20 protein-coding genes are annotated in these 22,311 nt (G+C 44.4%); 18 read left to right on the plus strand and 2 right to left on the minus strand.

Annotation, left to right across the window (positions count from 1 at the left end; genetic code table 11):
• Positions 1-183: 183 nt before the first annotated feature.
• The 16 genes from CTT30_RS15610 (at position 184) to CTT30_RS15685 (ending at position 18,770) form a co-directional block, all read left to right on the plus strand.
• Positions 184-1,401 carry a ParA family protein gene (locus CTT30_RS15610; protein ID WP_252037053.1) on the plus strand — a complete coding sequence of 406 codons (1,218 nt, stop codon included), beginning with the start codon at positions 184-186 and terminating at the stop codon, positions 1,399-1,401.
• A gap of 7 nt (positions 1,402-1,408) precedes the next feature.
• On the plus strand, positions 1,409-2,380 hold the full coding sequence (locus tag CTT30_RS15615; protein ID WP_239875063.1) for a ParB/RepB/Spo0J family partition protein: 972 nt from the start codon (positions 1,409-1,411) through the stop codon (positions 2,378-2,380).
• Positions 2,381-2,486: 106 nt separating this feature from the next.
• Positions 2,487-4,481, plus strand: a complete 1,995-nt coding sequence (locus tag CTT30_RS15620; protein ID WP_252037054.1) for a tRNA(Met) cytidine acetyltransferase TmcA — start codon at positions 2,487-2,489, stop codon at positions 4,479-4,481.
• Between the two features lie 446 nt (positions 4,482-4,927).
• Positions 4,928-5,221, plus strand: a complete 294-nt coding sequence (locus CTT30_RS15625) for an STAS domain-containing protein (protein ID WP_239869116.1) — start codon at positions 4,928-4,930, stop codon at positions 5,219-5,221.
• Entirely contained in the window at positions 5,214-5,573 is a 360-nt protein-coding gene (locus tag CTT30_RS15630) for a response regulator (RefSeq protein ID WP_239869118.1), read from the plus strand. Before CTT30_RS15625 ends, CTT30_RS15630 begins: the two co-directional genes overlap by 8 nt.
• A 55-nt stretch (positions 5,574-5,628) precedes the next feature.
• Positions 5,629-7,701 (plus strand): chemotaxis protein CheA, encoded by a 2,073-nt coding sequence (locus CTT30_RS15635; RefSeq protein ID WP_252037055.1) that lies wholly within the window; start codon positions 5,629-5,631, stop codon positions 7,699-7,701.
• Between the two features lie 9 nt (positions 7,702-7,710).
• On the plus strand, positions 7,711-8,262 hold the full coding sequence (locus CTT30_RS15640) for a chemotaxis protein CheW (protein ID WP_239835718.1): 552 nt from the start codon (positions 7,711-7,713) through the stop codon (positions 8,260-8,262).
• Positions 8,259-8,729: a chemotaxis protein CheW gene (locus tag CTT30_RS15645; RefSeq protein WP_239835719.1), complete on the plus strand. Its 471-nt coding sequence runs from the start codon at positions 8,259-8,261 to the stop codon at positions 8,727-8,729. The genes CTT30_RS15640 and CTT30_RS15645 overlap by 4 nt, the downstream gene beginning before the upstream one ends.
• 34 nt (positions 8,730-8,763) lie before the next feature.
• Positions 8,764-11,166, plus strand: coding sequence for an aerotaxis transducer Aer2 (gene aer2 / locus CTT30_RS15650; RefSeq protein WP_239875058.1), 2,403 nt, complete (start codon positions 8,764-8,766; stop codon positions 11,164-11,166).
• On the plus strand, positions 11,151-12,005 hold the full coding sequence (locus CTT30_RS15655; RefSeq protein WP_252037056.1) for a CheR family methyltransferase: 855 nt from the start codon (positions 11,151-11,153) through the stop codon (positions 12,003-12,005). Before aer2 ends, CTT30_RS15655 begins: the two co-directional genes overlap by 16 nt.
• An 8-nt stretch (positions 12,006-12,013) precedes the next feature.
• A complete protein-coding gene (locus CTT30_RS15660; RefSeq protein ID WP_252037057.1) occupies positions 12,014-12,661 on the plus strand; it encodes a chemotaxis protein CheD in 648 nt (215 codons plus the stop codon).
• A complete protein-coding gene (cheB, locus tag CTT30_RS15665) occupies positions 12,658-13,704 on the plus strand; it encodes a protein-glutamate methylesterase/protein-glutamine glutaminase (RefSeq protein ID WP_252037058.1) in 1,047 nt (348 codons plus the stop codon). Before CTT30_RS15660 ends, cheB begins: the two co-directional genes overlap by 4 nt.
• Positions 13,705-13,729: 25 nt before the next feature.
• Positions 13,730-14,899, plus strand: coding sequence for a methyl-accepting chemotaxis protein (locus CTT30_RS15670; protein WP_239869140.1), 1,170 nt, complete (start codon positions 13,730-13,732; stop codon positions 14,897-14,899).
• Positions 14,900-14,958: 59 nt separating this feature from the next.
• Positions 14,959-15,258 carry an STAS domain-containing protein gene (locus CTT30_RS15675; RefSeq protein ID WP_239835725.1) on the plus strand — a complete coding sequence of 100 codons (300 nt, stop codon included), beginning with the start codon at positions 14,959-14,961 and terminating at the stop codon, positions 15,256-15,258.
• Between the two features lie 17 nt (positions 15,259-15,275).
• Positions 15,276-16,973: an ATP-binding SpoIIE family protein phosphatase gene (locus CTT30_RS15680; protein ID WP_252037059.1), complete on the plus strand. Its 1,698-nt coding sequence runs from the start codon at positions 15,276-15,278 to the stop codon at positions 16,971-16,973.
• A 123-nt stretch (positions 16,974-17,096) separates the two neighbouring features.
• Entirely contained in the window at positions 17,097-18,770 is a 1,674-nt protein-coding gene (locus tag CTT30_RS15685; RefSeq protein WP_252037060.1) for a flagellar assembly protein A, read from the plus strand.
• 84 nt (positions 18,771-18,854) lie between these two features.
• Here CTT30_RS15685 and CTT30_RS15690 read toward each other — a convergent pair whose 3' ends face one another.
• Both CTT30_RS15690 and CTT30_RS15695 read right to left on the minus strand, forming a co-directional pair.
• Positions 18,855-20,057, minus strand: a complete 1,203-nt coding sequence (locus tag CTT30_RS15690) for a multidrug effflux MFS transporter (protein WP_252037638.1) — start codon at positions 20,055-20,057, stop codon at positions 18,855-18,857.
• Positions 20,050-20,697, minus strand: a complete 648-nt coding sequence (locus tag CTT30_RS15695) for a recombinase family protein (protein WP_252037061.1) — start codon at positions 20,695-20,697, stop codon at positions 20,050-20,052. Before CTT30_RS15695 ends, CTT30_RS15690 begins: the two co-directional genes overlap by 8 nt.
• Before the next feature lie 214 nt (positions 20,698-20,911).
• Between CTT30_RS15695 and CTT30_RS15700 the strand changes: the two genes are divergently transcribed.
• Both CTT30_RS15700 and CTT30_RS15705 read left to right on the plus strand, forming a co-directional pair.
• Positions 20,912-21,256 (plus strand): DMT family transporter, encoded by a 345-nt coding sequence (locus CTT30_RS15700; RefSeq protein ID WP_252037062.1) that lies wholly within the window; start codon positions 20,912-20,914, stop codon positions 21,254-21,256.
• A gap of 74 nt (positions 21,257-21,330) precedes the next feature.
• A complete protein-coding gene (locus CTT30_RS15705) occupies positions 21,331-22,215 on the plus strand; it encodes a LysR substrate-binding domain-containing protein (protein ID WP_239869159.1) in 885 nt (294 codons plus the stop codon).
• Positions 22,216-22,311: the final 96 nt, after the last annotated feature.

The raw sequence follows: 22,311 nt of genomic DNA on the forward strand, positions 1-22,311 counted from the left end.
TTAGAGGGTGACATGCGCAAAATTAGCAAGACGAATAATGATGAATTAATTGCAAATTCATTTAATTGATAAAAAATTCTCTTATTAATGTGATTGTTGTCTGTGAATGTATGTTCACCTTTTTGTTGTTTTTGGTTTGTTATGCTGTACAATTGTTTCAGTCACTAATAATGGAACTTGGCAATGAAAAGAGAACAGACAATTGAAAGTCTCATTCAACTGGCTGAGCAAACTGCTCAGGTTCAGGCCGATCGAATTGAGATTGTTTTAGAAGAGCGCAGCGATGAGCATTTCCCGCCAATGTCGAAAGCTTTGATGGAGACTCGTTCTGGTCTGACTCGTCGTAAGCTGGATGATGCGATTAGTAAACTTGAAGAAAGGGGTCACCAGTTTACTAAGAATAATGCAAACCACTATTCGATCTCACTGCAAGAAGCTCATATGTTAATGGATGCTGCTGGAGTTGCAAAGTTCCATGAGCGTAAGAAGAATAATGACAACAAACCATGGATTATCAATGTTCAAAACCAAAAAGGGGGAACAGGAAAATCCATGACGGCGGTACATTTAGCCGCTTGTTTAGCATTAAATCTTGATAAACGTTACCGTATCTGTTTGATTGACTTGGATCCTCAAGGCTCTCTGCGTTTATTCCTTAATCCACAAATCAGTCTGACTGACCACGATAACATTTACTCAGCTGTAGATGTTATGCTCGACAACGTGCCTGAAGGTGTGAAAGTCGACAAAGAATTTCTACATAAAAATGTCTTGTTACCAACTCAATACCCAAACCTGAAAACAGTATCGGCATTCCCTGAAGATGCAATGTTTAATGCTGAGGCGTGGCAAAACTTATCGCAAAATCAATCGCTTGATATCGTAAAGCTACTAAAAGAGAAGCTCATCGATCAAATTGCTGATGATTTCGATATCATCATGATTGATACTGGTCCACACGTTGATCCATTGGTGTGGAATGCGATGTATGCTTCGAATGCGCTGCTGATCCCATGTGCGGCGAAACGCTTAGACTGGGCATCAACGGTTAACTTCTTCCAGCATTTGCCGACAGTGTATGAGATGTTCCCAGACGATTGGCAGGGGCTTGAGTTTGTTCGCTTGATGCCTACTATGTTTGAAGATGACAACAAGAAGCAGGTCGCTGTATTGACGGAAATGAACTATTTGTTGGGTGATCAGGTGACAATGGCCACGATTCCGCGTAGCCGTGCATTTGAAACCTGTGCTGATACCTACAGTACTGTTTTTGATTTGACGACAGGTGATTTTGAAGGTGGTAAAAAGACATTAGCCACAGCGCAAGATGCGGTACAAAAGAGTGCTTTAGAGCTTGAGCGTGTCCTTCATAGCAACTGGTCATCACTCAATCAGGGGTAATTAGACTATGGCAATTAAGACTTCAGATTTAAACGCAAGACTGTTTGGTAAAACGAACAAGCGCCATGTGGCGACCCCGCAGGAAGCACAGAAAGCAGCGAAAGAGCAGGCTCAGGTGATTGAATTGTCCGTTGCGGGCGAAGAGATGGTGACCTTTGAGCTATTGCGTATTCCCGCTAGCCAAGTTGCTGATGAAACCGTAGTATTTGCTGAAAACGCACGCGAACAGTCGTTCTTGAATGAACATGCTCTATCGGATGTTCTTGCAACGCTAAAAGAGCGTGGGCAGCAGTATCCAGCAGTGGGTCGCAAACGTGAAGATGGCAAGATCGAAGTGCTCGATGGTAGTCGTCGTCGCATGTCTTGTATTCTAGCTGAAAAAGACTTCCTGATTTACGTTGCCGAAAACATCAATAGCGGTCATGCCAAGTTCCTGTCAGATGTTGCAAACGCGCATAAGCCTCTATCTCTGTACGAAAAAGGTAAAGAGATGAAAGCGAAACTGGAAAGTGGTGAAGCTGAAGATCAGAAAGCTTTGGCGAAGATGTTCCAATGCAGCGAAGCTTTGGTCAGCGGAGCATTGAAAGCGGCGGATTTGCCTTTAACTCTGCTTCAGGCCTACCCCAATGTCGCAGACTTAGGTCGTCCTACCATCGTGAAGTTACATAAACAATTTAACGCGCTGAGTGATGAAAATCGAGCTAAGCTTTTGGATAAATGCCAGTCAACTGACGGTTTTGTTTGGCAACGCAGCCAAGCTCAAGGCGTGGCACGCATCACCAAAGATGTGTCTGAAACGATCGAACAATGGATTGAAGAGTTTTCTCCAAGTAAACGTTCGACAACCCGTAAGGTTGAGTTGATCAAGGGAAGAGTCAGTTATAGTCGTAAAGGGGCTGATTTAGCGCTCAATCTAAAGAAAGTGGACGACGCCACTATGCAGGAAATTCTCGACTTTGTTTCGTCTAAGTTGAAGTAATCAGAATCAGTAGATGAAAGCCGCGATGAGCGGCTTTTTTTTCTATCTCTCATTTATCGCTCTGAATTGTTATAATTCGCTTATCTCCCGAAATCTGACACCGGTCATGCACAATTATTTCTCTCAGTTGGTTCACTCTGCTAGTCAGGCAAATCATAGGTTTGGCGTCGTACTTAATGGTGACTTGTCATGGCAAGACAATGCCTTGTCCATCATTAAAGACTTGTACGCTAACTCGAGTATTTTTCAGCTTGGCGGAGAAAGTTGTGATGACAATATCTATAGTGTTCCTTACAAGCATGGTCAGCGTTTACTTGGTCAAGAATGTTCGTTGTTGATTTGCGATTTCTCTTCTGGCTTTGATGCTAATTCTTTTAGTGCAGCACTAGGCTGCGTCAAAGGTGGAGGTATAGTTGTGATTCTACCTTCGACCTCCAACCCTTTATCGCTATCCATGCAATGGTTAAGTGCCGCATTGAGGCGTTTAATTAATATCGATCAAACTCGGCCATTACCTCCACTTCCTTTAGTTGATAGTTTTGACGCAGAGCCTTTTTCTCAGCAAAAACTTGCTGTGGAGAAGATTCGTAAAGTGGTAGAAGGCCATCGTAAACGACCTTTGGTCATGACTGCTGACCGAGGAAGAGGGAAGAGTAGTGCGTTGGGGATTGCAGCTGCTGAACTGATGCAATCCCGTGATATTCGTATCTTGGTCACGGCACCAAGCTTGGCTACTGTCGCGCCTGTATTTGAACATGCTCGGCGTTTGTTACCTGATGCGTTGCACAAAAAAGGCCTGGTTCGCTTTAATGCCGCTTCACTCGAATTCATCGCTCCTGATGAGTTACTCAGACAGGGGACAGAGTGTGATTTCCTCTTAGTCGATGAAGCATCGGCAATTCCAATTCCTATGTTGCAGAAGATGGTTGAGCGCCATCATCGCTGCGTATTTTCGACGACAGTCCATGGTTATGAGGGCTGTGGTCGAGGTTTCACGCTCAAGTTTCAGCATTGGCTAAAGCAGAAAAGAGCTGGTTCAGTGTTTTACCATCTAGAACAGCCTATTCGTTGGAATGCGAATGACCCTTTGGAAAGTTGGCTATTTGACACTTTTCTCCTCAATACGGAAATCGCGCCAGCTAATGTTGCCTCGACAGCGCGCATAACGCTTCGAAAGCTCGATAAAAAGCAACTCCTAAATAACTCTGATTTGTTGCGTACTTGTTTTGCCTTGTTAGTTAACGCGCACTATCAAACATCGCCTAATGATTTAATGCTGTTATTGGAAGATGATTCCATTGCACTTTTTGCTGCGTTTAGTCATCAGGATTGCCTTGGCTGCATACTCACCATTACTGAAGGGGGATTAGAGCAATCATTGATTGACTCCATTCAACAAGGCGTTCGTCGACCTAAAGGGCATCTCGTGCCTGTTATGTTGGCCGCACAACTTGGCTTGAGTGATGCTGCTCGGCAGATGAGTTTACGTATTATGCGTATAGCGACTCACCCAAATTACCAGAGCCAAGGGATTGGTTCCGCTATGTTGGAGCAGTTGTCTCTGCACTGTGATAAGGCATTTATCTCCACCAGCTTTGGTGCGACTAAAGAATTACTTCATTTTTGGCGCAAGAATGGCTTCTCTCCAGTCAGGCTTGGTGTTCAGCGTGATCAAGCGAGTGGATGCCATTCTGTGCTTATGATAAAGGGCAGCCCTGATTGGATGGAAAGTGCAGAGCGTCATTTTGAGCTTTCGATGCCTTACCTACTAGGCAATGTGTTCAATGACATTGAAACTGACATTGTACGTAATCTATTGCGTAAAGAAGATGCTTCCGTTGAGATTTGTGAGTTTTTTACGCTAATTCGTCGTTACTGTGAAGGTGGAGTTGGGTACGAGAGCGTTGCCTCTTTTATCGCCTCATGGCTATTATCTTCACCAGCTGCGCTACAAAATAGTTCAGATTTGATGATTCGTAAATTGATACAGCAACGTAGTTGGCAAATGTGCTGTGAAGAGTTTGAATTGAGTGGTAGAAAGCAAACGGAACTCCAGTTAAGAGCCGATATTCAATCGTTGCTTGATTCAACCTTAGTGTAGTGTGCGATAATTTACACTGTAAAAATAATTGATGTCACCTTCCTGCTTGCCGTGATTAATCATCTTATTCATTCATCCTCTTATTACTCCTTTCTGAGGTTTTTGTGTTCATAAAGCTGAAAACTCTTCGCTATGAATGTGCTATTTACAGTGTAAACATTCGATACTTGAGTTCAGTTAATGATGACAAACTTAAATAATGCTTTTGATTTGCATAAAAAATGCTATTGGCCTGCAAAAAGTATGGAAATTTTTTTGGGGGAGTATTTCAGCTTTAAGTGTTTAAAAAACAAAGTATTGAAATTTTATTAAATGATGAAGATATGATTTTGGATTCATAAAATGTCAGGGTTTGTTTGCTAAATACCTATTCCTTCCTACACTCAAAATTAAGCGAAAAGCTTCCATAACGGCTAGGAAACTATAAGAAAAGTGTAGGTTGAAACATGGAATGTTTACTTCCTGAGTCTCTAGACATTTCGACGGTACTAGATGCTACGACTCAATATCAAGAATGGCTTGCCACTCATGAGGCTATCCATCTCGGCGCAGATAACGTTGCCAGAGTGGATGCCGCTGGCATACAGCTCCTCTCTTCTCTTTTTATTTCCGCAAAGAAGAATCAACGAACGATCCAATTGCTAAAACCGAGCGATGTCCTTCTCGAGGGAATTGAGACGCTAGGGTTGCAAGAGGTGTTTGAGTTAAACCTAAAGTCGGAGAGTAATCCAAATGACTAAGATTCTTGCAGTAGATGATTCGGTCTCCATTCGTCAGATGGTGAGTCACACATTACGTGATGCTGGCTACGATGTGGAAACCGCGAATGATGGACGAGAAGCACTAAACAAGGTTGCCAGTAATAAGTTTGATGTGGTGATTTCGGATGTCAATATGCCCATTATGGGGGGCTTTGAGCTGGTCAAAGCATTAAGAGATAAACCACAGTACAAATTTACTCCCATTTTAATGCTTACGACAGAAACCAGCACTGAGAAAAAACAGCAAGGAAAATTAGTCGGTGCAACGGGTTGGTTGGTCAAGCCGTTTAATCCTGAAACATTACTTAAAACGCTAAAACGCGTTATTTAAGACACAAATAAAACAATAATAATTCACTTACAACGTCGTCTGGCAGGAAAAGCTTATGGCTTTAGATATGGAACAATTGCGCAAGATGTTTTACGAAGAATGTCGTGAAAATCTTGAAGTGTTGGAAAATGTACTGCTCAACCTGGATGTTACGTCTCTCGAGCAGGAGTCGATTAATACTATATTTCGTGCCGCTCACTCCATTAAAGGTGGTGCGGCTACGTTCAACTTGTTCGATATCAGTGAATTTACCCATTCTGTAGAAGCTTATCTCGATTTGGTTCGGAATAATGAACGAGAACTCACCGCAGAAACCGTGGATTTACTCCTCAAAAGTGGCGATTGCATTCAAAGCATGCTGGAAGGACACGAGCTTGGTAGGGCCGTAGATACTGAGCTGCAAAAAGAAGTCAGCGCGCAACTCCAAAGATTATTGGGTGCAGAGGCGATCAATTCAGAGCCCGAATCTGGCAGATTAATGCCTTCGTTGGAGAATAATGACGAAGATTTATCTGATGTTTCTGGAAATGCAGGTGACTGGCTTGTGACTTTCGAACCTCACCCAGAAATGTTCTTCAGTGGCAACGATCCCCTCAGAATCTTACGTGAACTCAAAGATCTTCACCCTTCGTGCGTTATTACCGTAAATACTGATTTCTTACCTGAGATCGAGGCGATAGAAGCCGAATTGTGTTACCTGCGATGGCAAGCGAGCCTTGATGCAGCGGTTGAAGAGGAGAATATCCGAGAAATATTTGAATGGGTTGAAGACGAGTGTGAACTAGGGATTGAACTTGTCTCGCAATCTCCAGATTCTGTTGAAAGCTCACCAGAAGAAGAAATTATGGCTCAACAAGCAGCACCGCCATCACTGGCGACAGCAGAGCCAAAGTCACCCAAAGTCGCCAAATCCGAAACCAGCGTGAGTTCTATTCGAGTGGATATCGATAAGGTCGATGGCCTGATCAACTTAGTGGGAGAGCTTGTTATTACTCAATCTATGCTTACCGAAATTGGCAACGACTTTACGATTGATAAGCTAGAAAAACTCAAAGTCGGCTTAGCGCAGTTACTGCAAAATAGTAAAGATCTGCAGGAGAATGTTCTTAATATCCGAATGTTACCTATGAGCTTTGCGTTTAGTCGTTTTCCACGACTTGTTCGCGACTTATCTAACCGTCTTGAAAAACAGGTCGATTTACAAATTCAGGGCGAACAGACCGAATTGGATAAAACCGTATTGGAACGCATTGTGGATCCTCTCGTGCACTTAGTCCGAAATGGTATCGACCATGGTATCGAACAACCTCAAACTCGCTTAGAACGCGGTAAACCTGAACAAGGTGTCATTAAACTCAATGCTTACCATCAAGGTGGCGCCATAGTGATAGAAATTAAGGATGATGGTGCTGGACTTGATTGTAACAAGTTGTGGAACAAAGCGACAGAGAAAGGCGTATTAGCGCCAGATGCTCGCCGAGAAGACATCAGCGACAAACAGATCATGAATCTGATCTTTGCTCCCGGTTTTTCTACAGCAGAGGAAGTGTCAGATATTTCTGGACGTGGTGTGGGTATGGACGTGGTCAGGCGAAACATTGAAGAACTGGGTGGGCACATTGAAGTTGAATCTGAACTGGGCGTTGGTAGCTGCTTTACGATCAACCTCCCTTTAACTCTGGCAATACTGGATGGCCAATTGGTCAAAGTTGGTGGGGAAGTGTATGTGATCCCGTTATTAACCATAGTGGAGTCCATCCAGATCGATACAAGTTGTATCAAGTTAGCTTCTGGAGGCATTGAGTTGTATCGACTGCGAGAGGAAAACATTCCTATATTACGCTTACAAGAAGAGCTAGAAATGGGGCAAAGCGGTGCTTTAGATGAACGAATTCTGTGCTTTGTTGAAGCTGCTGGCAATCGAGTTGGGCTTTTGCTGGATGAGTTGCTTGATCAACAGCAAGTGGTGATTAAAAGCCTTGAGTCCAACTACAGTAAAGTTTCTGGGATATCCGGTGCGACCATTCTAGGTGATGGCTCTGTGTCATTGATTCTCGATATTCAGGGGCTGATTACGAACTTTCTCAAACGTACCTCGGATTCAGCCCATAGCGGCTTAGCAGCGTAGGGAGGATGGATGGAAACAGCTCTAGTGACAGGAAGTACCACCGACTCGCGACAGGTTATTGAAGCGCAAACTCAGGCTATTCTTGAACAAGTGAGTGAAGAAGGTGTGTCGCAAAGTGCCGATTTTTTAAGTTTTAAACTCGAAAATGAGTTATATGGCGTTGAAATAAAGGATGTAGAAGAAATTCGTGTCTGGGAGCGACCGACGCCAATACCACGTGCGCCTCAATATGTGAAAGGGGTGATTAATCTAAGGGGCATGATAGTACCTGTGATTGACTTACGCTGCCGATTTGAGATTGGTACATGTGAATATTTACCTACGACCGTTGTGATTGTGCTTCGTCTACGGGCCGAAGAAAGTGAGCGACTGATGGGGCTTGTCGTTGATGCTGTCAGCGATGTAGTCAGTCAGGGACAAAATGAGCTCTACCCAAGCGTTGGGGAGTCTCTAGTTACCCCTTACCTACAAGGTTTGATGAATGTGGGTGATCAGGTTATGTCTTTGCTGAACACGGAAGAGCTTCTCAATATCGACCGAATTTTGAGGAGAGAGACATGATCATGCCACAAGAGTTTTTGAGTTTTGTTCTCGGCGATGACGAATACGGTGTGCCTATTCTTGATGTCCGAGAAGTTCGTGGCTGGAGCTCTATTCGGGAAATTCCGAACTCTCCAGAGTATATGCTCGGGGTGCTGGAAATTCGTGGGGAGTACGTGCCTATTGTTGATTTACGCGCGCGTTTTGGATTACCGCCTGCTGAAATAAGTACTACCACGGTTGTTATTGTGCTCAATGATGCTGAGATGCATCCATTAGGCATCATCGTTGATGGCGTTTCAGAAGTCTATTCATTGCTGGATGAACAAATAAAGCCGGCGCCACACGTATCGCATTCAGTTGACCATAGCTATATCAGAGGTATTGCTTCTGTAGAAAATGGCCATCTGATTTTAATAAAACTTGAAGCTCTGTTCGACGTGGCAGAGTTAGCAGTACCTGACCGAGCTGAAGAGAGTTGGGCCTAGCAAATCAGACAAAGCAACCAGTGAGAGGTGACTCATGGCATTTTGGAATCGGAAACCACAGCCTGATGCAGCGGAACAATTTTCCGCCTCTGCTCAGGATAGCCTAATGGAAGAATATGAGCCTACAAGTGAGCAAGGGTTATCGAAGGATCAGCTCTTTTCTGCATTGAATGCAGCGCAAACAGCCTTGATGATGATTGACCGAGACTTCAATATTACTTACATCAACCAAAAGTCTCTCGAACTTTTGAAAAAACATGAAGCTCTGTTTCAATCGCTCTGGCCCAACTTTCGAGCTGATGAAGAGTTTCTAATGGGGTTTTGCATCGACGGTTTTCATGCCAACCCGGCGCATCAACGCCATATGCTTTCCAACCCCTCCAATCTGCCATATACCACAACGATTACAGTAAAAGACGTCAAAATTGAGCTTAACGTGGGAGCCATCATTGATGGAAAAGGGCAATATGTCGGCAATACATTGGAATGGTCTGATGTGACAGCTGAACTCGCTCAACAAAATGATATCGCAAGGTTGCAGGCGGCGGTTGATCAAGCTCAAACAGCGATGGTGATGATTGATCGTGACTTTCAAATCACATATGTCAACCAAGAGACAGTCCAATTATTTAGTAAGCATGAAGCGACCTTACGTACGGTTTGGTCAGGATTTACAGCTTCAGAAGAGTGGCTAATGGGTAGGTGTATAGATGAGTTCCACAAAAATCCTGCTCATCAGAGACAGCTATTATCGACGCCGAATAACTTACCTTACAAAACGGATATTGACATTGCCGATATAAAGATTGAGCTCAACGTTGCCGCGATCACCGATGCAAAAGGTAACTATATAGGTAACACGTTGGAATGGCGTGATGTCACTGAAGAGAGAGCGAAAGAGCAGGAAGTAGGGCGTTTAGCATCAGCGGTCAAAGGTATGACGACCAACCTGATGATGGCGGATAAAGAAGGCATTATCCAATATATTAATCCTGCCTTATCCAGTTTATTGAAATCGCGAGAAAGTGACTTACAAAAAGCCTTGCCAGGCTTTGATGCGAGTCACCTTGTAGGGAAAAACATCGACGTCTTCCATAAGAACCCAAGCCATCAGCGCAATATCATCAACAATCCTGAACGTCTTCCTTTTAGTTCTAATATCGCTGTCGGTGGGCTTGAGTTTAATCTTACTTGCATTGCGATGCATGATACTAAGGGCAATTATATTGGACCAGCTCTGCAATGGGAGGACATTACCGAGCAACAAGATGGCCAGCGTCAGGTTGAGGCTTTGATCCAACGTGCCATCTCTGGTGAGCTTAATGAACGCATTGATACATCAGTCTACAGTGGGTTTATGAAAGAGCTAGGTGATGGTATCAATAATTTGCTGGATACCATGGTAGAACCTATTGGTCAGTGTATTGATGTTATGAGTCGCGTCGCAGACGGCGATCTCAATACCAACATGTCCGATAACAAAGGGGAGTTCGGCAGGCTTTCTGATGCGGTAAACACTTCGATCATTAACCTTCGTAATATGGTTGAAAAAATCACCCATTCTTCGGCTCGGGTGGCCACTGCTTCTACTGAGATCGCAGAGGGGAACAATGACTTGAGTCAGCGCGTCGAAGCTCAAGCCTCAAACCTAGAAGAGACCGCGGCAAGCATGGAACAGATGACGGCAACTGTACGCCAGAATGCTGACAACGCTAAAGGAGCCAATACACTAGCGGAGGATGCAACCAAGAAAGCCAGCAAAGGTGGGGAAGTGGTTGGTCAGGCAGTGTCGGCTATGTCCGAAATTAATACCGCGAGTAAGAAAATTGCCGATATTATTGGTGTAATTGATGAAATTGCCTTCCAGACTAACCTATTAGCTCTGAATGCAGCGGTAGAAGCAGCAAGAGCGGGTGAGCAAGGGCGCGGCTTTGCGGTTGTAGCAGGCGAAGTTCGTAACTTGGCTCAACGAAGTGCCGCAGCTGCCAAAGAAATTAAAGGGCTGATTAAAGACAGCGTAGAAAAAGTCGATGAGGGTTCACGACTTGTTGATGAGTCCGGCGAAACTTTGAATGAAATTGTTGATGCCGTCGAGAAAGTCACAGAGCTGATTGCTCAGATTGCTTCGTCTAGCTTAGAGCAGTCGACGGGGATTGATGAGATAAATCGCGCCATCACGACGATGGATGAAATGACACAGCAGAACGCTTCCTTAGTTGAAGAAACTTCGGCAGCAAGTCAGTCCTTGAAAGATGAAGGCAAACAGCTGCTTCATCTAATGAACTTTTTCGCGACAGATGATAACGTCGCGACATTTGACTCCAGAAGGACGGCAGACTCTGGGCAGAGTAGTAATGTTAGGGAGATAAGAACACCGCGTGTAGCAAACTCAGGATTTAAGGCCAGTGAGGAAGGGGACGAATGGGAAGAGTTCTAAGCCGAGACGAGGGGGCGCTACCGAGTGAAGAATTTGAACTGACGGATAGAGATTTCAAGTTTATCCAGTGGTTCATGCATAAACACGCCGGTATCTACTTTTCTGATCGAAAACGAACTATGGTGTACGGCCGCATAAGCCGCCAGCTTAGGCGGCTTGGCCTGACGCGATTCTCTGAATATAAGCTGCTGATAGAGCAAGACAATAAAGAGCGCGTTAGGTTTATCAACAGTCTCACCACTAATAAGACGCAGTTTTTCCGCGAATATCATCACTTCGAGTTTCTCGAAAAAATTTTGTTAGAAGAGTGGCAGCAGCAAGGCATCGATAGAGTGAACATCTGGTCGGCAGGGTGTTCAACTGGAGAGGAGCCCTACAGTTTTGTGTCTTCTTTGTATTGTGCAAACGCATTCAGCCGTTTTCAGCAAGTTGAAATTTCTGCGACAGATCTCGATACCAAAGTCTTGTCTCATGCGAAGCAGGGCATTTATAGCGAAGAGGCGATCTCTACCATTCCGGCTAAGTATCTACAGCGCTGTTTTTTTAAAGGAAGGGGGGCTCAGGAAGGAAAAATCAAAATTGCCAATGGCCTGCAGAGGTACGTTCAATTTGAGCAGTTAAACCTGTTAGATGGATGGGGGTGGCAACGGCCTTTTGATTTGATTTCTTGTCGTAATGTCATGATTTATTTTGATAAACCTACCCAAGAGAAATTGATTCGACGCTTTCACCAACAACTTAAACCTAATGGTATTTTATTTCTTGGTCATTCGGAAAGTGTCGGCTCGTGTAGCAATATCTTCCGTCACTTAGGCAAAACCATCTATGTGAAACAGTAGGGGGAATTATGATTGGGCTAAAAGATTTGAAACCAAAATATGAAAATAGCCATTTCAATCGCTTTTATCACCCTCAAAAAGAGAGGCATATGATTAAGGTATTTCCTGGAGGGGTCTATTGGACACAAGAAGATGAATTGATTGCAACGGGGTTAGGCTCATGCATCGCGGCTTGTATTTGGGATGACTCTGCTGCTGTAGGAGGGATGAATCACTTTCTGCTGCCATTTCACAATCACTCAGAAATCAACTCGTGGAGCCCTGATGAAGTTGTGTCTACCGCTTCTCGATATGGCAGCCATGCGATGGAAATGTTAATTAACGCATTGATTGCCTATGGGGCAACGCGCTCATCTCTCAAAGTTAAGCTGTTTGGTGGGGCTCAGATGCTGGGACATCATTCTATGATTGGAGAGAAGAACATCGCATTCATTTTAAATTACGTAAAGCAAGAGAACCTAGATGTCATTGCTCAAGATCTCGGTGGGCTAGAGCCCCGAAAGATTATTTTTAACCCCTTAACAGGTCAGGCTTGGCTCAAGCGAATCCCTTATACCGAGGTTCATCATCTTCAGCAAGAAGAAGACAAGTATGCCAGTCAATTGGATAAAGAAAGCCATCGCCCTCATGACGACGATGTGGAGTTGTTTTCATGAAAAAAATTAAGGTGTTGATCGTCGATGATTCCCCAGTGTTTAGAGCATTGCTTGAACAGATCATTAACTCGGATCCTGAACTTGAAGTAGTTGCGATGGCCGGAGACCCTTATCAAGCACGTGATTTAATCAAGGTTCATAACCCAGATGTACTAACCTTAGATATAGAAATGCCCAAAATGAATGGCGTACAGTTTCTCAAGAATTTGATGCGCTTACGCCCTATGCCAGTGGTGATGATATCAACCTTGACGCAACATGGTGCGGAACCAACATTGACGGCTCTAGAGCTCGGGGCTGTTGATTACTTTCCTAAACCTTCGGTTGATAACACGGGTGAGATGGTCACCTATAAAGATTTGGTTAATGACAAAATAAAAATGGCGGCAGGGGCGAATGTGCTCCAAGACAAAGCGAGGCTTATGCCTTCGAAGCTTGCGAATGCCCATAGTGGAAAAACCAAGTTTGAGTTAGTCGCCATTGGCGCGTCAACGGGAGGAACTGAAGCTATCAGGTTGGTTTTGTCAGCCTTACCCGCAGGATTACCACCAATTGTGATCACGCAGCATATTAGCGCTATGTTTAGCGCGTCTTTTGCACAACGGCTAAATGACAACAGCAATATTCAAGTCAAGGAGCTGGCTGTGAGTAAAGCACCACTTGTTAATGGTTGTGCGTATGTGGCGCCTGGAAATAAGCACTTAGTGGTGGTCAAGCAAGGTGTGCACCTGTATTGCCAGCTTGATGATAGACCCACGGTTAACAGGCACAAGCCTTCAGTTGATGTCATGTTTGATGCCGTGGCAGAGACGGTGGGGAGTAATGCGATTGGTATCATTTTGACAGGGATGGGGCAGGATGGAGCAAAAGGTTTGCTGAGAATGAGGCAAGCAGGAGCAGTGACCATTGCTCAGGATCAAGCCTCTTCTGTTGTTTGGGGAATGCCCAGAGTCGCTGTTGAGCTTAATGCTGCGCAAAAAGTATTAGGCCTGAAAAAAATACCTCAACAGATTTGTGACTGTTTAAAGCAAGCGATTGAGTGATGAGAAACAACGTCAGGAAAGAACTATGAGCAAAATAATAAGGGCACCAAAATATCGATATGGTATTGCGATTAGCACGCAGGTCATATTGCTGTCCATTGGAATGACCCTTTCTTCCTCGATCGCACATGTCGCTGTCATGGTACTGGCTGCTGCGGTTCCATGGTTTGTGATTCCTCGCCGAGAAGCGCAGCACAATGAAGATAAGCCGTCTATTCAACAGACTAAACCGGTCCAAAATACCAAAACAGCCGCTAAGGATATTAGTGAACTTCTCGGCAAAATCTCCTTGCAGCTTAATGAACCACTTGATCACCAGCATAGCGTTGTGGATGAGTCCGTTGAAACGTTGAATGAAAGCTTCTTTGAGGTGCAAAAGCTTGCTGAAGGACAGAATGAGATAGCAGAGGCGCTCGTCAGCAACATGGTTGGGAATAAGCAAGGGGATTACGACATTGCGCAAGTCCTACCTAAAACTGAAGGCATTATTCGCCAATTTGTCGATACGCTAATCAATGTGTCAGAAAAGAGCATCTCTGCGGTGCACAGTATCCATGATATGTCCGAAAAGTTGGACTCGGTTTTCAAATTATTAGCGCAAGTTAGAGGGTTATCAGAACAAACCAACTTACTTGCACTGAACGCAGCCATAGAAGCGGCAAGGGCGGGGGAAGCTGGGAGAGGGTTTGCTGTCGTCGCTCAAGAAGTGAGAAATCTGTCTGTTAAAGCCGAAGAGCTTAATAGCCAGATTGAGAAAGAGATTAACATTGCTCAGAACACGGTCGAGGAAGCGAATAAGACGGTTGGTGAAATGGCATCCATCGACATGACAGAGGCCATCGAATCTAAAGATAAGGTCGATGATATGTTGAAGGGAGTGCAAAGAGCTAATGAGTCTGTTGAGCAAGAAGTGCAAAAAATTAAATCCATTGGTGTCACCCTTCACCGCCGTGTTGGAGATGGTGTCCGAGCTCTTCAGTTTACCGATATTATTGTTCAGCAAGGCGATTATGCCAAGATGAGTGTCGGGTTCCTTGAGCAAATGGCCCATCTCTTTGTGGAATACGCCAATGGAAAAATTAGCGGTGAAGAATTTAACCTTGCGGTTTATGAGCTAAAGAACAGCCTTGAGAATAGAGGTGCGCCAGCCGCTTCCCAAGAAAGTATTGAAGAAGGTGAAGTTGAACTTTTTTAAGCAAGTGAGTTTGAGTGTGCATGAGCCAGTAAGGCTCTTGTCGTAAACAAGGAGATACTATGTCAGTAGAGTCGGAAGTCGATGTGAATGCTAAGCACGTTACCATCCTGATTGAGGGCGCTTTTGGTTTTAACTTAGTGCAGGAGTTTCGTCGCTGTTATTCAGATAAACGAGATTTTCAATTTACTATCGATCTGCGCAAAGTCGACTATATCGACAGCGCCGGGCTAGGGATGCTGCTTAATATGCACAACTATCTCGAACAGGATGATGGGATGATCCGTATTACTAATACGCTACCACAGGTACGAAAGATACTGACAATTTCTCGTTTTGATAAAAAATTTGCTATTGAATAGCGGTTAAGGAGGGTCGTATGCACGTCATGATAGTTGACGACCACGCGACAAATCGAGAATTATGTCGGTTCATGCTTGGTGAGATGGCTGAGGAAGTCACAACGTTTGAAAATGGCGAAGGTGTGGTTGAGGCGATGCAGGAGATGTCATCGCTTCCTGACGTTATTTTGCTTGATGTAATGATGCCAGTCAAAGATGGGTTTACTACTGCTCAGGAAATCCGAGATGCATTTCCAAATTTACATATCCCTATTATTTTTCTGACCGTTTTAGATGACCACGACTCGTTTGAGCGTTGCCTGACCTTGGGTGAAGACTTTATCCCTAAACCTGTCGAAAGAAGTGTACTTGTAGCTAAAGTGCAGGCGCATTATCGAACCGTGAAGATGCACAATGAGGTTAAGGAGCAAAGGGATGAGTTGAGTAAATTCCATGAACAGGTCCGCTATGACTATGCCATCGCTGAGTCCATTTTCTCCAATTTGATGGATGAAATGAGCGCCCAAGTGAAAAGCATCTATGGCGTCAACTACATTTCTACACCCTCTACGATCTTTAACGGGGACCTGATTGTTGTCGCCAATCGCCCGCATGGTGGCGTTTACGTCATGATCGCCGATGCAACCGGGCATGGTTTACCCGCTGCGATATCGGCAATACCTGCCACGAGAGCATTTTTTTCAATGGCCTCAAAAGGTTTATCGTTAGGGGAGATTGTGCGAGAACTTAACGATGTACTGGTGCGCTTTCTTCCTATGGGAATGATGCTTGCCGCGAGTGTGTTTGAGGTCAGGGCTAATGGATTTGAAGTCTCTTGGTGGGGGGGCGGTCTTCCTGACGGTTACCTTCTTGATAAAGATGGCTCAATTGTCCGCAAGTTGGTATCTAGGCATATGCCGCTGGGGGTGCTCGAAGCTCATGAATTTGAAACAGACCTTATTCATTTAAAAATGGAGCCTGATCAGAAAATCGTCTGTTATACAGATGGTGTTATTGAGGCAGGGAATGGTACTGGGGAGCAGTTTGGTCAAGAAAGGTTGGAAGAAGCGATCACCTCTGGGCGAGCTCTCATTCCTACCCTGTTTGAATCTGTGAGAAAATTTGCTAATCGCAATGTCGGTGATGATCTTTCTATTCTGGATATGGAATTCCCAATCTCTAATAGTAATGATCACGTTGTTAAACAAAATAGCTTTTACCTGAGTAAAACACCGACTCAATCTAAGATGCAATTTCCAGCTTCAGTATTAAAATCGGTAACGATCATGACGGAAGTTCGTCAGATATTAACAGGAGTAATGTCTGGACCTCATTTAGATTTGGTCTGTTCAGTTCTTTCTGAACTCTTTGCTAATGCGATAGAGCATGGTCTATTGCGACTTGATTCTAAGATTAAGGAGGAACCGGACGGATTTTTTACTTTTTATCAGATGCGTGAAGATAAATTGAAAGAGTTGCCTGAAGATCTGTGGGTTTCTTTGGCTATTGACTATAAGCCAGAGCAGAAGCAGTTGGTTATGAATTTAGAGCATAACGGTACTGGCTTCGATTATGAAGAAATAAATCGTGAACCAGATGAGAAAACACTCACTCATGGGAGAGGAATAGTTCTTGCTTCTGAATTATGTGACTCTTTGGAGTATTCAAAACAAGGGAAATGCGTGACAGCGGTGTATAGTTTAGATGCTCAGCATCACTTCCCGAGCTCTGCTTGATGACATTTACACTGTAAACGGAGCCTAGAAGTGACCTACGCCCTACTTTGTCACAATTTTGATACTGTAATTCGTGAGGATTATATAAACTAAAGTTATAGGGATTGACTAAGTAGGCTGTAAATGTGGGAAAAATTAGTCAGCTTATCTGATGATAATCAACAGGTTATTGCTAAATTAAGACCAGATATGAACATTGACGGTCGTTTTGACAGTAAGGGTGTTGAAGAGGCATTAGAGCAGATAGGTGCCACGGACTTTTGCATATTAGAGGAAGAAATTACTCGGTTTATTAATTGTGCAAAGGAAGGTAAGAGTGAAGCTCAGGTAGGTTTTCCTATCGCTGAAGTCAGAGATGCAATGGTCGAAGTCGTACTCTCTGAGCATGACATGTTGGCCAGTATGGTTGTCACCGGTGCTTATCGAGGGTCACCACTTAAAGGCCCTCAGATCGTACACGCCTTAGCTCAAGCGCACGTCACGAAAGGAATCAATAAATTAGCCCTCAAAAAAGTGCTAATGATGAGCCATCAGCTAAAACCGGGAGAAACTTTTACACAACCTGTTGCAAAAGGTAAGGATCCTGTTCAAGGGCAAGACGCCAAATTTATTCCACTCGTAAAAGACGTCACCAAGCAAGTTCTCGCTCCTACACAAGATCAGAATGGTAAAGTAGATATGCTTGATCTTGGAGGAACCGTAACGGTCGAAGAAAAAGCTCGTTTGATGAAGCGCATTCCGGCCACAAAAGGTACACCTGGTGTCACAGTTCAAGGCAAACCTATTCCTCCCAAAGCTGGTAATGATGCAATGCTCAAAGCCGGCAAAGGCTCAGAAATCTCTCCGGATGACCCGAATGTGCTGATTGCAGCGGTGTCAGGAATGCCTGTGATTAAAGAGCGTACCGTCGAAGTTGAAGATGCGCTTTGTTTACCGACCATAGGCGTTGCTACGGGGCACATAAAATTCAAAGGCAATGTTGTTGTTACGGGTAATATCGAGTCTGACATGATGGTTCGAGCTACCGGTAATTTAACTGTGGGTGGATTTATAGAGTCTGCGGATGTTCAAGCGCAGGGCAATATTGATGTTGCCAAAGGTATTATTGGCCACAATGTTTCAGAAGATGAAGCCAAAAGCTGCCATGTAAAAGCGGGCGGCTCTATTACTGCAAACTATGCTCAATTCTCAGAGCTGCAAGCTGCGGAAAATATTAACCTGTCAGTACATTGCATGAATAACGAAATCCGTTGTGGCAAAGACCTAATGGTATCAGATGAGGCAGAGAAGCAAGGCACCTTAAGTGGGGGGCAAGCCAAGGTGGGGGGCAAAGTTACCTGTGTAAACCTTGGTGTCGAAGGTGATACACCGACTTATGTCAATGCCTTTGCTCGTTATCAAAATTTCAAAGAGCGTCAGCAAAAGTACAAAGAGCAATATAAGCTTGCTCAAGAGGCGACCATGGATGTGGTTCGCAAGGAGTTAGAGTTCAAGAAAACACCGAAATCTGAACGAAGTGATGAAGAAGAAGCCAACATCGAGAAACTCAAGGCAGAATCGAATGCTCGGTTAGAGAAAGTGAAAGCGGCGCGAGATAGACATGAACTAGAGTTTGAGCAAGCTCTTGAAGAGAATGTTGTTGAGGTGAAAAGTAAAGTTTTTACTCATGTTACAGTTCAGTTTGGTGATGAAAAAGTCATCACTAAGCGAGTACATGGTGCGAGTACATTTTCTTTTAACCAGTATGAGATTCGTTGTGCTTACGCTATAGATGAAGAAGCGCTTGAGCAAGAATAAGTGCTTTTGCTTAGAATGACCCATTTATTATGGGGTGATATTGTAGACTAAAACGCCCGATGTCCCTCATTGGGCGTTTTGATTTTAAGCCAGTTGATCCTCATTTTGAGCTACGGCCTCCTGAGTGCTGAATCCACGCACTATGTTGCTCAGGGTGATGACAGCGAAGGCAATAATGACAAAACTCAAGTGCCATGCTTGATTCAAGCCCAATGTTACCAGCGCCATGCTGACGATAGATGAGATGATCATTTGACCGCCACCAGACATAGCGGCGGCGACCCCTGCTTGTTTTTTGTATGGCTGCATCACCATCGCTTGCGCACAGGGAAGGGCAATTGCATTGCCTAAGATCATCAGTAGCTGGCCAAGCATTAAATAGAGCGGCTCAAGCGGACAGAAGAAAAACCATAGTGCGGAAGCAAGGTGCAATATAGGTGTACACAGGAGCATTTTCTTACTGCCCGTCACGGGTCTTATCCGATTGCAGATACTGGTCCCCGTTAACATGCCTAACGCTGGAATTAACGCCCACATGGCGTATTCATCGGATGTCATTCCAATCTGATCTTGCATGATAAAGGGCATCACGGAGACTGTGGTGATCATCAGACTGAAGTTTAACCAGCCAATACTGGCGAAACTTATGAAATACCGAGAGGTGAGCAGTTCACGATATTGTCTCAGCATGCTGGTCGGTGAAAGCAGTGGTTTAGTGTGACTTAATGTTTCGTCGAAAAATATCGCCAAAGTAGCCCAAGCAATCGCCACATAACCGAGTAATGAGACAAACACCATACTCCAGCCAAAATGGAAGTTGATGAAGCCTCCTAAAACAGGAGCGATCAAAGGCGTGATTGACGCTACCATGGCTATATAAGAAAGGGCGGTAGGCAACTGAGCTCCATTGTAGCGATCTCTGGTCGAAGCGCGTGCTAACACTGCACAGCAACCGGTTCCCAAACCTTGAAGTAGCCTTCCGAATACCATTCCAGTGAAGGAGTCGCTGAGTAAGAGGATGAGTATCAAGCCCGTTAGCGCGAGTAGTAGCCCTGCCAGCAACACCTTCTTGCGGCCCAGTGAATCAGAAATGGGACCATATAAGAATTGTGAAGGTCCAAAGCCGAGTAAGTACACACTGACTAATAACTGAGCTTGGTCGAGAGAAATATTGAAGTCGCGAGCTATCCAAGGCAAGGATGGGAATACCAACCCCATACTTAATTGGCCGATACTGATGATCAAACAGGCGAGTAGAATGGTTCTTGGTTGGATTGTGTTACTCATCATTCTCTCCACAAGCAGGCTGGCCTTTTACACGACGTTTAAGACAGCCTTCGTCATCATGGCTCTGTAACTTGGCTTTGACTCTTTTTACTGTTGATAGGCTCACACCACATTGTTCGGTGACGTTTTGCAGGGTTTCACCTTGCATCAAGAGTTCAGCGATTTGTCGGTGTTTCTGCTTATCAGCAGGGCGACCGCGGAATTTTTGTTTCCATAATTCAGGGTTTTCTTTGAGTTGTTTTCGCCCCATCTCTGCGGCAAATAAGCGGTGTTGAGTCTGTACTTGTCCGTAACCAGACAACAAGGAGAGTAGGGTTTGGCCTTGTATTGTGTTTGGTTCAAGTCGTAATGGTTCACATACGGTTTGTACATTAACGCCCTTTTTATAAAGTCGTTCTACGACATGAAGCGCTTGACTAAAATCATGACCAAATACACTTAGCCACCAGACTACAACCGTATCATTCGCTTTTAATACATTGAAAAGTTTGACGAATTCAGGTCTTTCCATGGGTGGAATATACCCATATACCTTGTCCTGAAAATGTATAGCTTCAGGAGCGGCAGCTTGCATTTGCTCTAGGTGTTGCGAATAAGCCTGGTTTTTTGGAGAAAACCGCGAGTAAAGATACACAGTCATACAAAGAAATTTATGGTTTATTTGATGTTATGGTTCATAAATGTAGATTGGTTCATTAATTAATTCAACACCAAATGAGCTTTTTGTATGATTCGTGTTATTTTAATCTAAGCAATCTTAGGTACTTGGCTTATATTTTCTATTGAGTTTCGACACAGTAATGACATGCAAAGTCATTACCCTGTGCTATTTACACTATAAATGCGGGTTAAATATGTTGTTGTCCTTACCACCTGTAATGACCCTAATTATCGCTATTGTCCTTGAAGTCTTTGCTACTTCTTGGTTGCCAAAAACGCAGAAGTTTACGGCGTTGTATCCTACATTAGGCGTGTTAGTGGGTTATGGATTAGCGTTTTATCTACTTTCGTTGACGGTGCAGAGCATGGCGTTAGGCGTGGCTTATGCGATCTGGTGTGGCGCAGGTATTGTTCTTGTCGCAGCACTTTCTTGGCTGGTCTATGGGCAAAAATTGGATGTGTATGCTTTGGTTGGTATCAGCTTTATCCTGTGTGGGACGGTGATCATAAATCTGTTCTCCACCTCCGTTAGTCATTAATCTGTCATCTTCGCGTCGAAAATCTGCAACCTGATTGAAGTAGTTTTCACTTTTATTTCAATCAGGTGAACGCCATGCTACCTCCTTTACGTGCTCTGGTCGCTTTTGAAGCGGTTGCCCGGCTTGGCTCGATTGGAGCCGCGGCTCGGGAATTGTGTGTTACGCAGGCCGCTGTGAGTCAACAGTTGAAAAGTCTGGAAGCGTTTCTTGATACGACGCTGTTCGAGCGAACACAAAAGGGCGTCAGGTTGACGTCGTCTGCTCAGCAGTACCAACCGATTGTTTCCGGCTCCCTAGCTCACCTTAAACTTCAGACTCAACTGTTGTTTGGTGAAAAGGAAACTGACGTACTGAGCCTCAGAGTAAACCACACCCTTTGCCATAACTGGCTCCTACCCCGCTTACCGCATTTTTATAACAAATACCCTTTCATTCGCCTTGATATTCAGTTGGTCGATTGGCCTTCAACTACCCCTTGCCAGAACGTTGATATCGAATTGACCAATGGCAAAGTGGAAAGTGAAGACACCAGTGCTGAGCGACTCTTTCAGGAACACTGGCAACTGGTGTGCAGTCCTGAGTTCAAACGTGGCTATCAAACTCAGCTTGATGAGCGTGATTTTTCACAGCTTCCTGCCGTGCAAGTAAAGGGGTATCAGGAGAATTGGCTTCAGTGGCTCAGTCACAATCAGTTCGATGCGGTGCTGCCTAAGGTTCAACTCGAAATCAGTAACTCTCTGCATGCTTTGGAAGCGGTCAAACATGGTGTCGGTGTGTTGTTGGTAAGGTCGCTGGCGGTGTCAGAACTGTTAAAGAGTGGAGAGCTGGTATTGGCGGTGGATGCCTCTATGCCAGCGGAATCGGGCCATTATCTGATCACCAAAAACAGTCGTAATGCCAAGGTTAATTTCTTTTGTGACTGGCTGCACCATCAGATCAAAGATGATGGCTTGGCTTAAAGATTTTCTTATGAGTGCCCATAAAAAAAATGAGGGGCACTCCAACAGGCTTGTCATATAGCGCACTTAGTTTATTGACATATCACGGAAGTACTA

Source organism: Vibrio coralliilyticus, assembly GCF_024449095.1.
Taxonomy (GTDB): domain Bacteria; phylum Pseudomonadota; class Gammaproteobacteria; order Enterobacterales; family Vibrionaceae; genus Vibrio; species Vibrio coralliilyticus_A.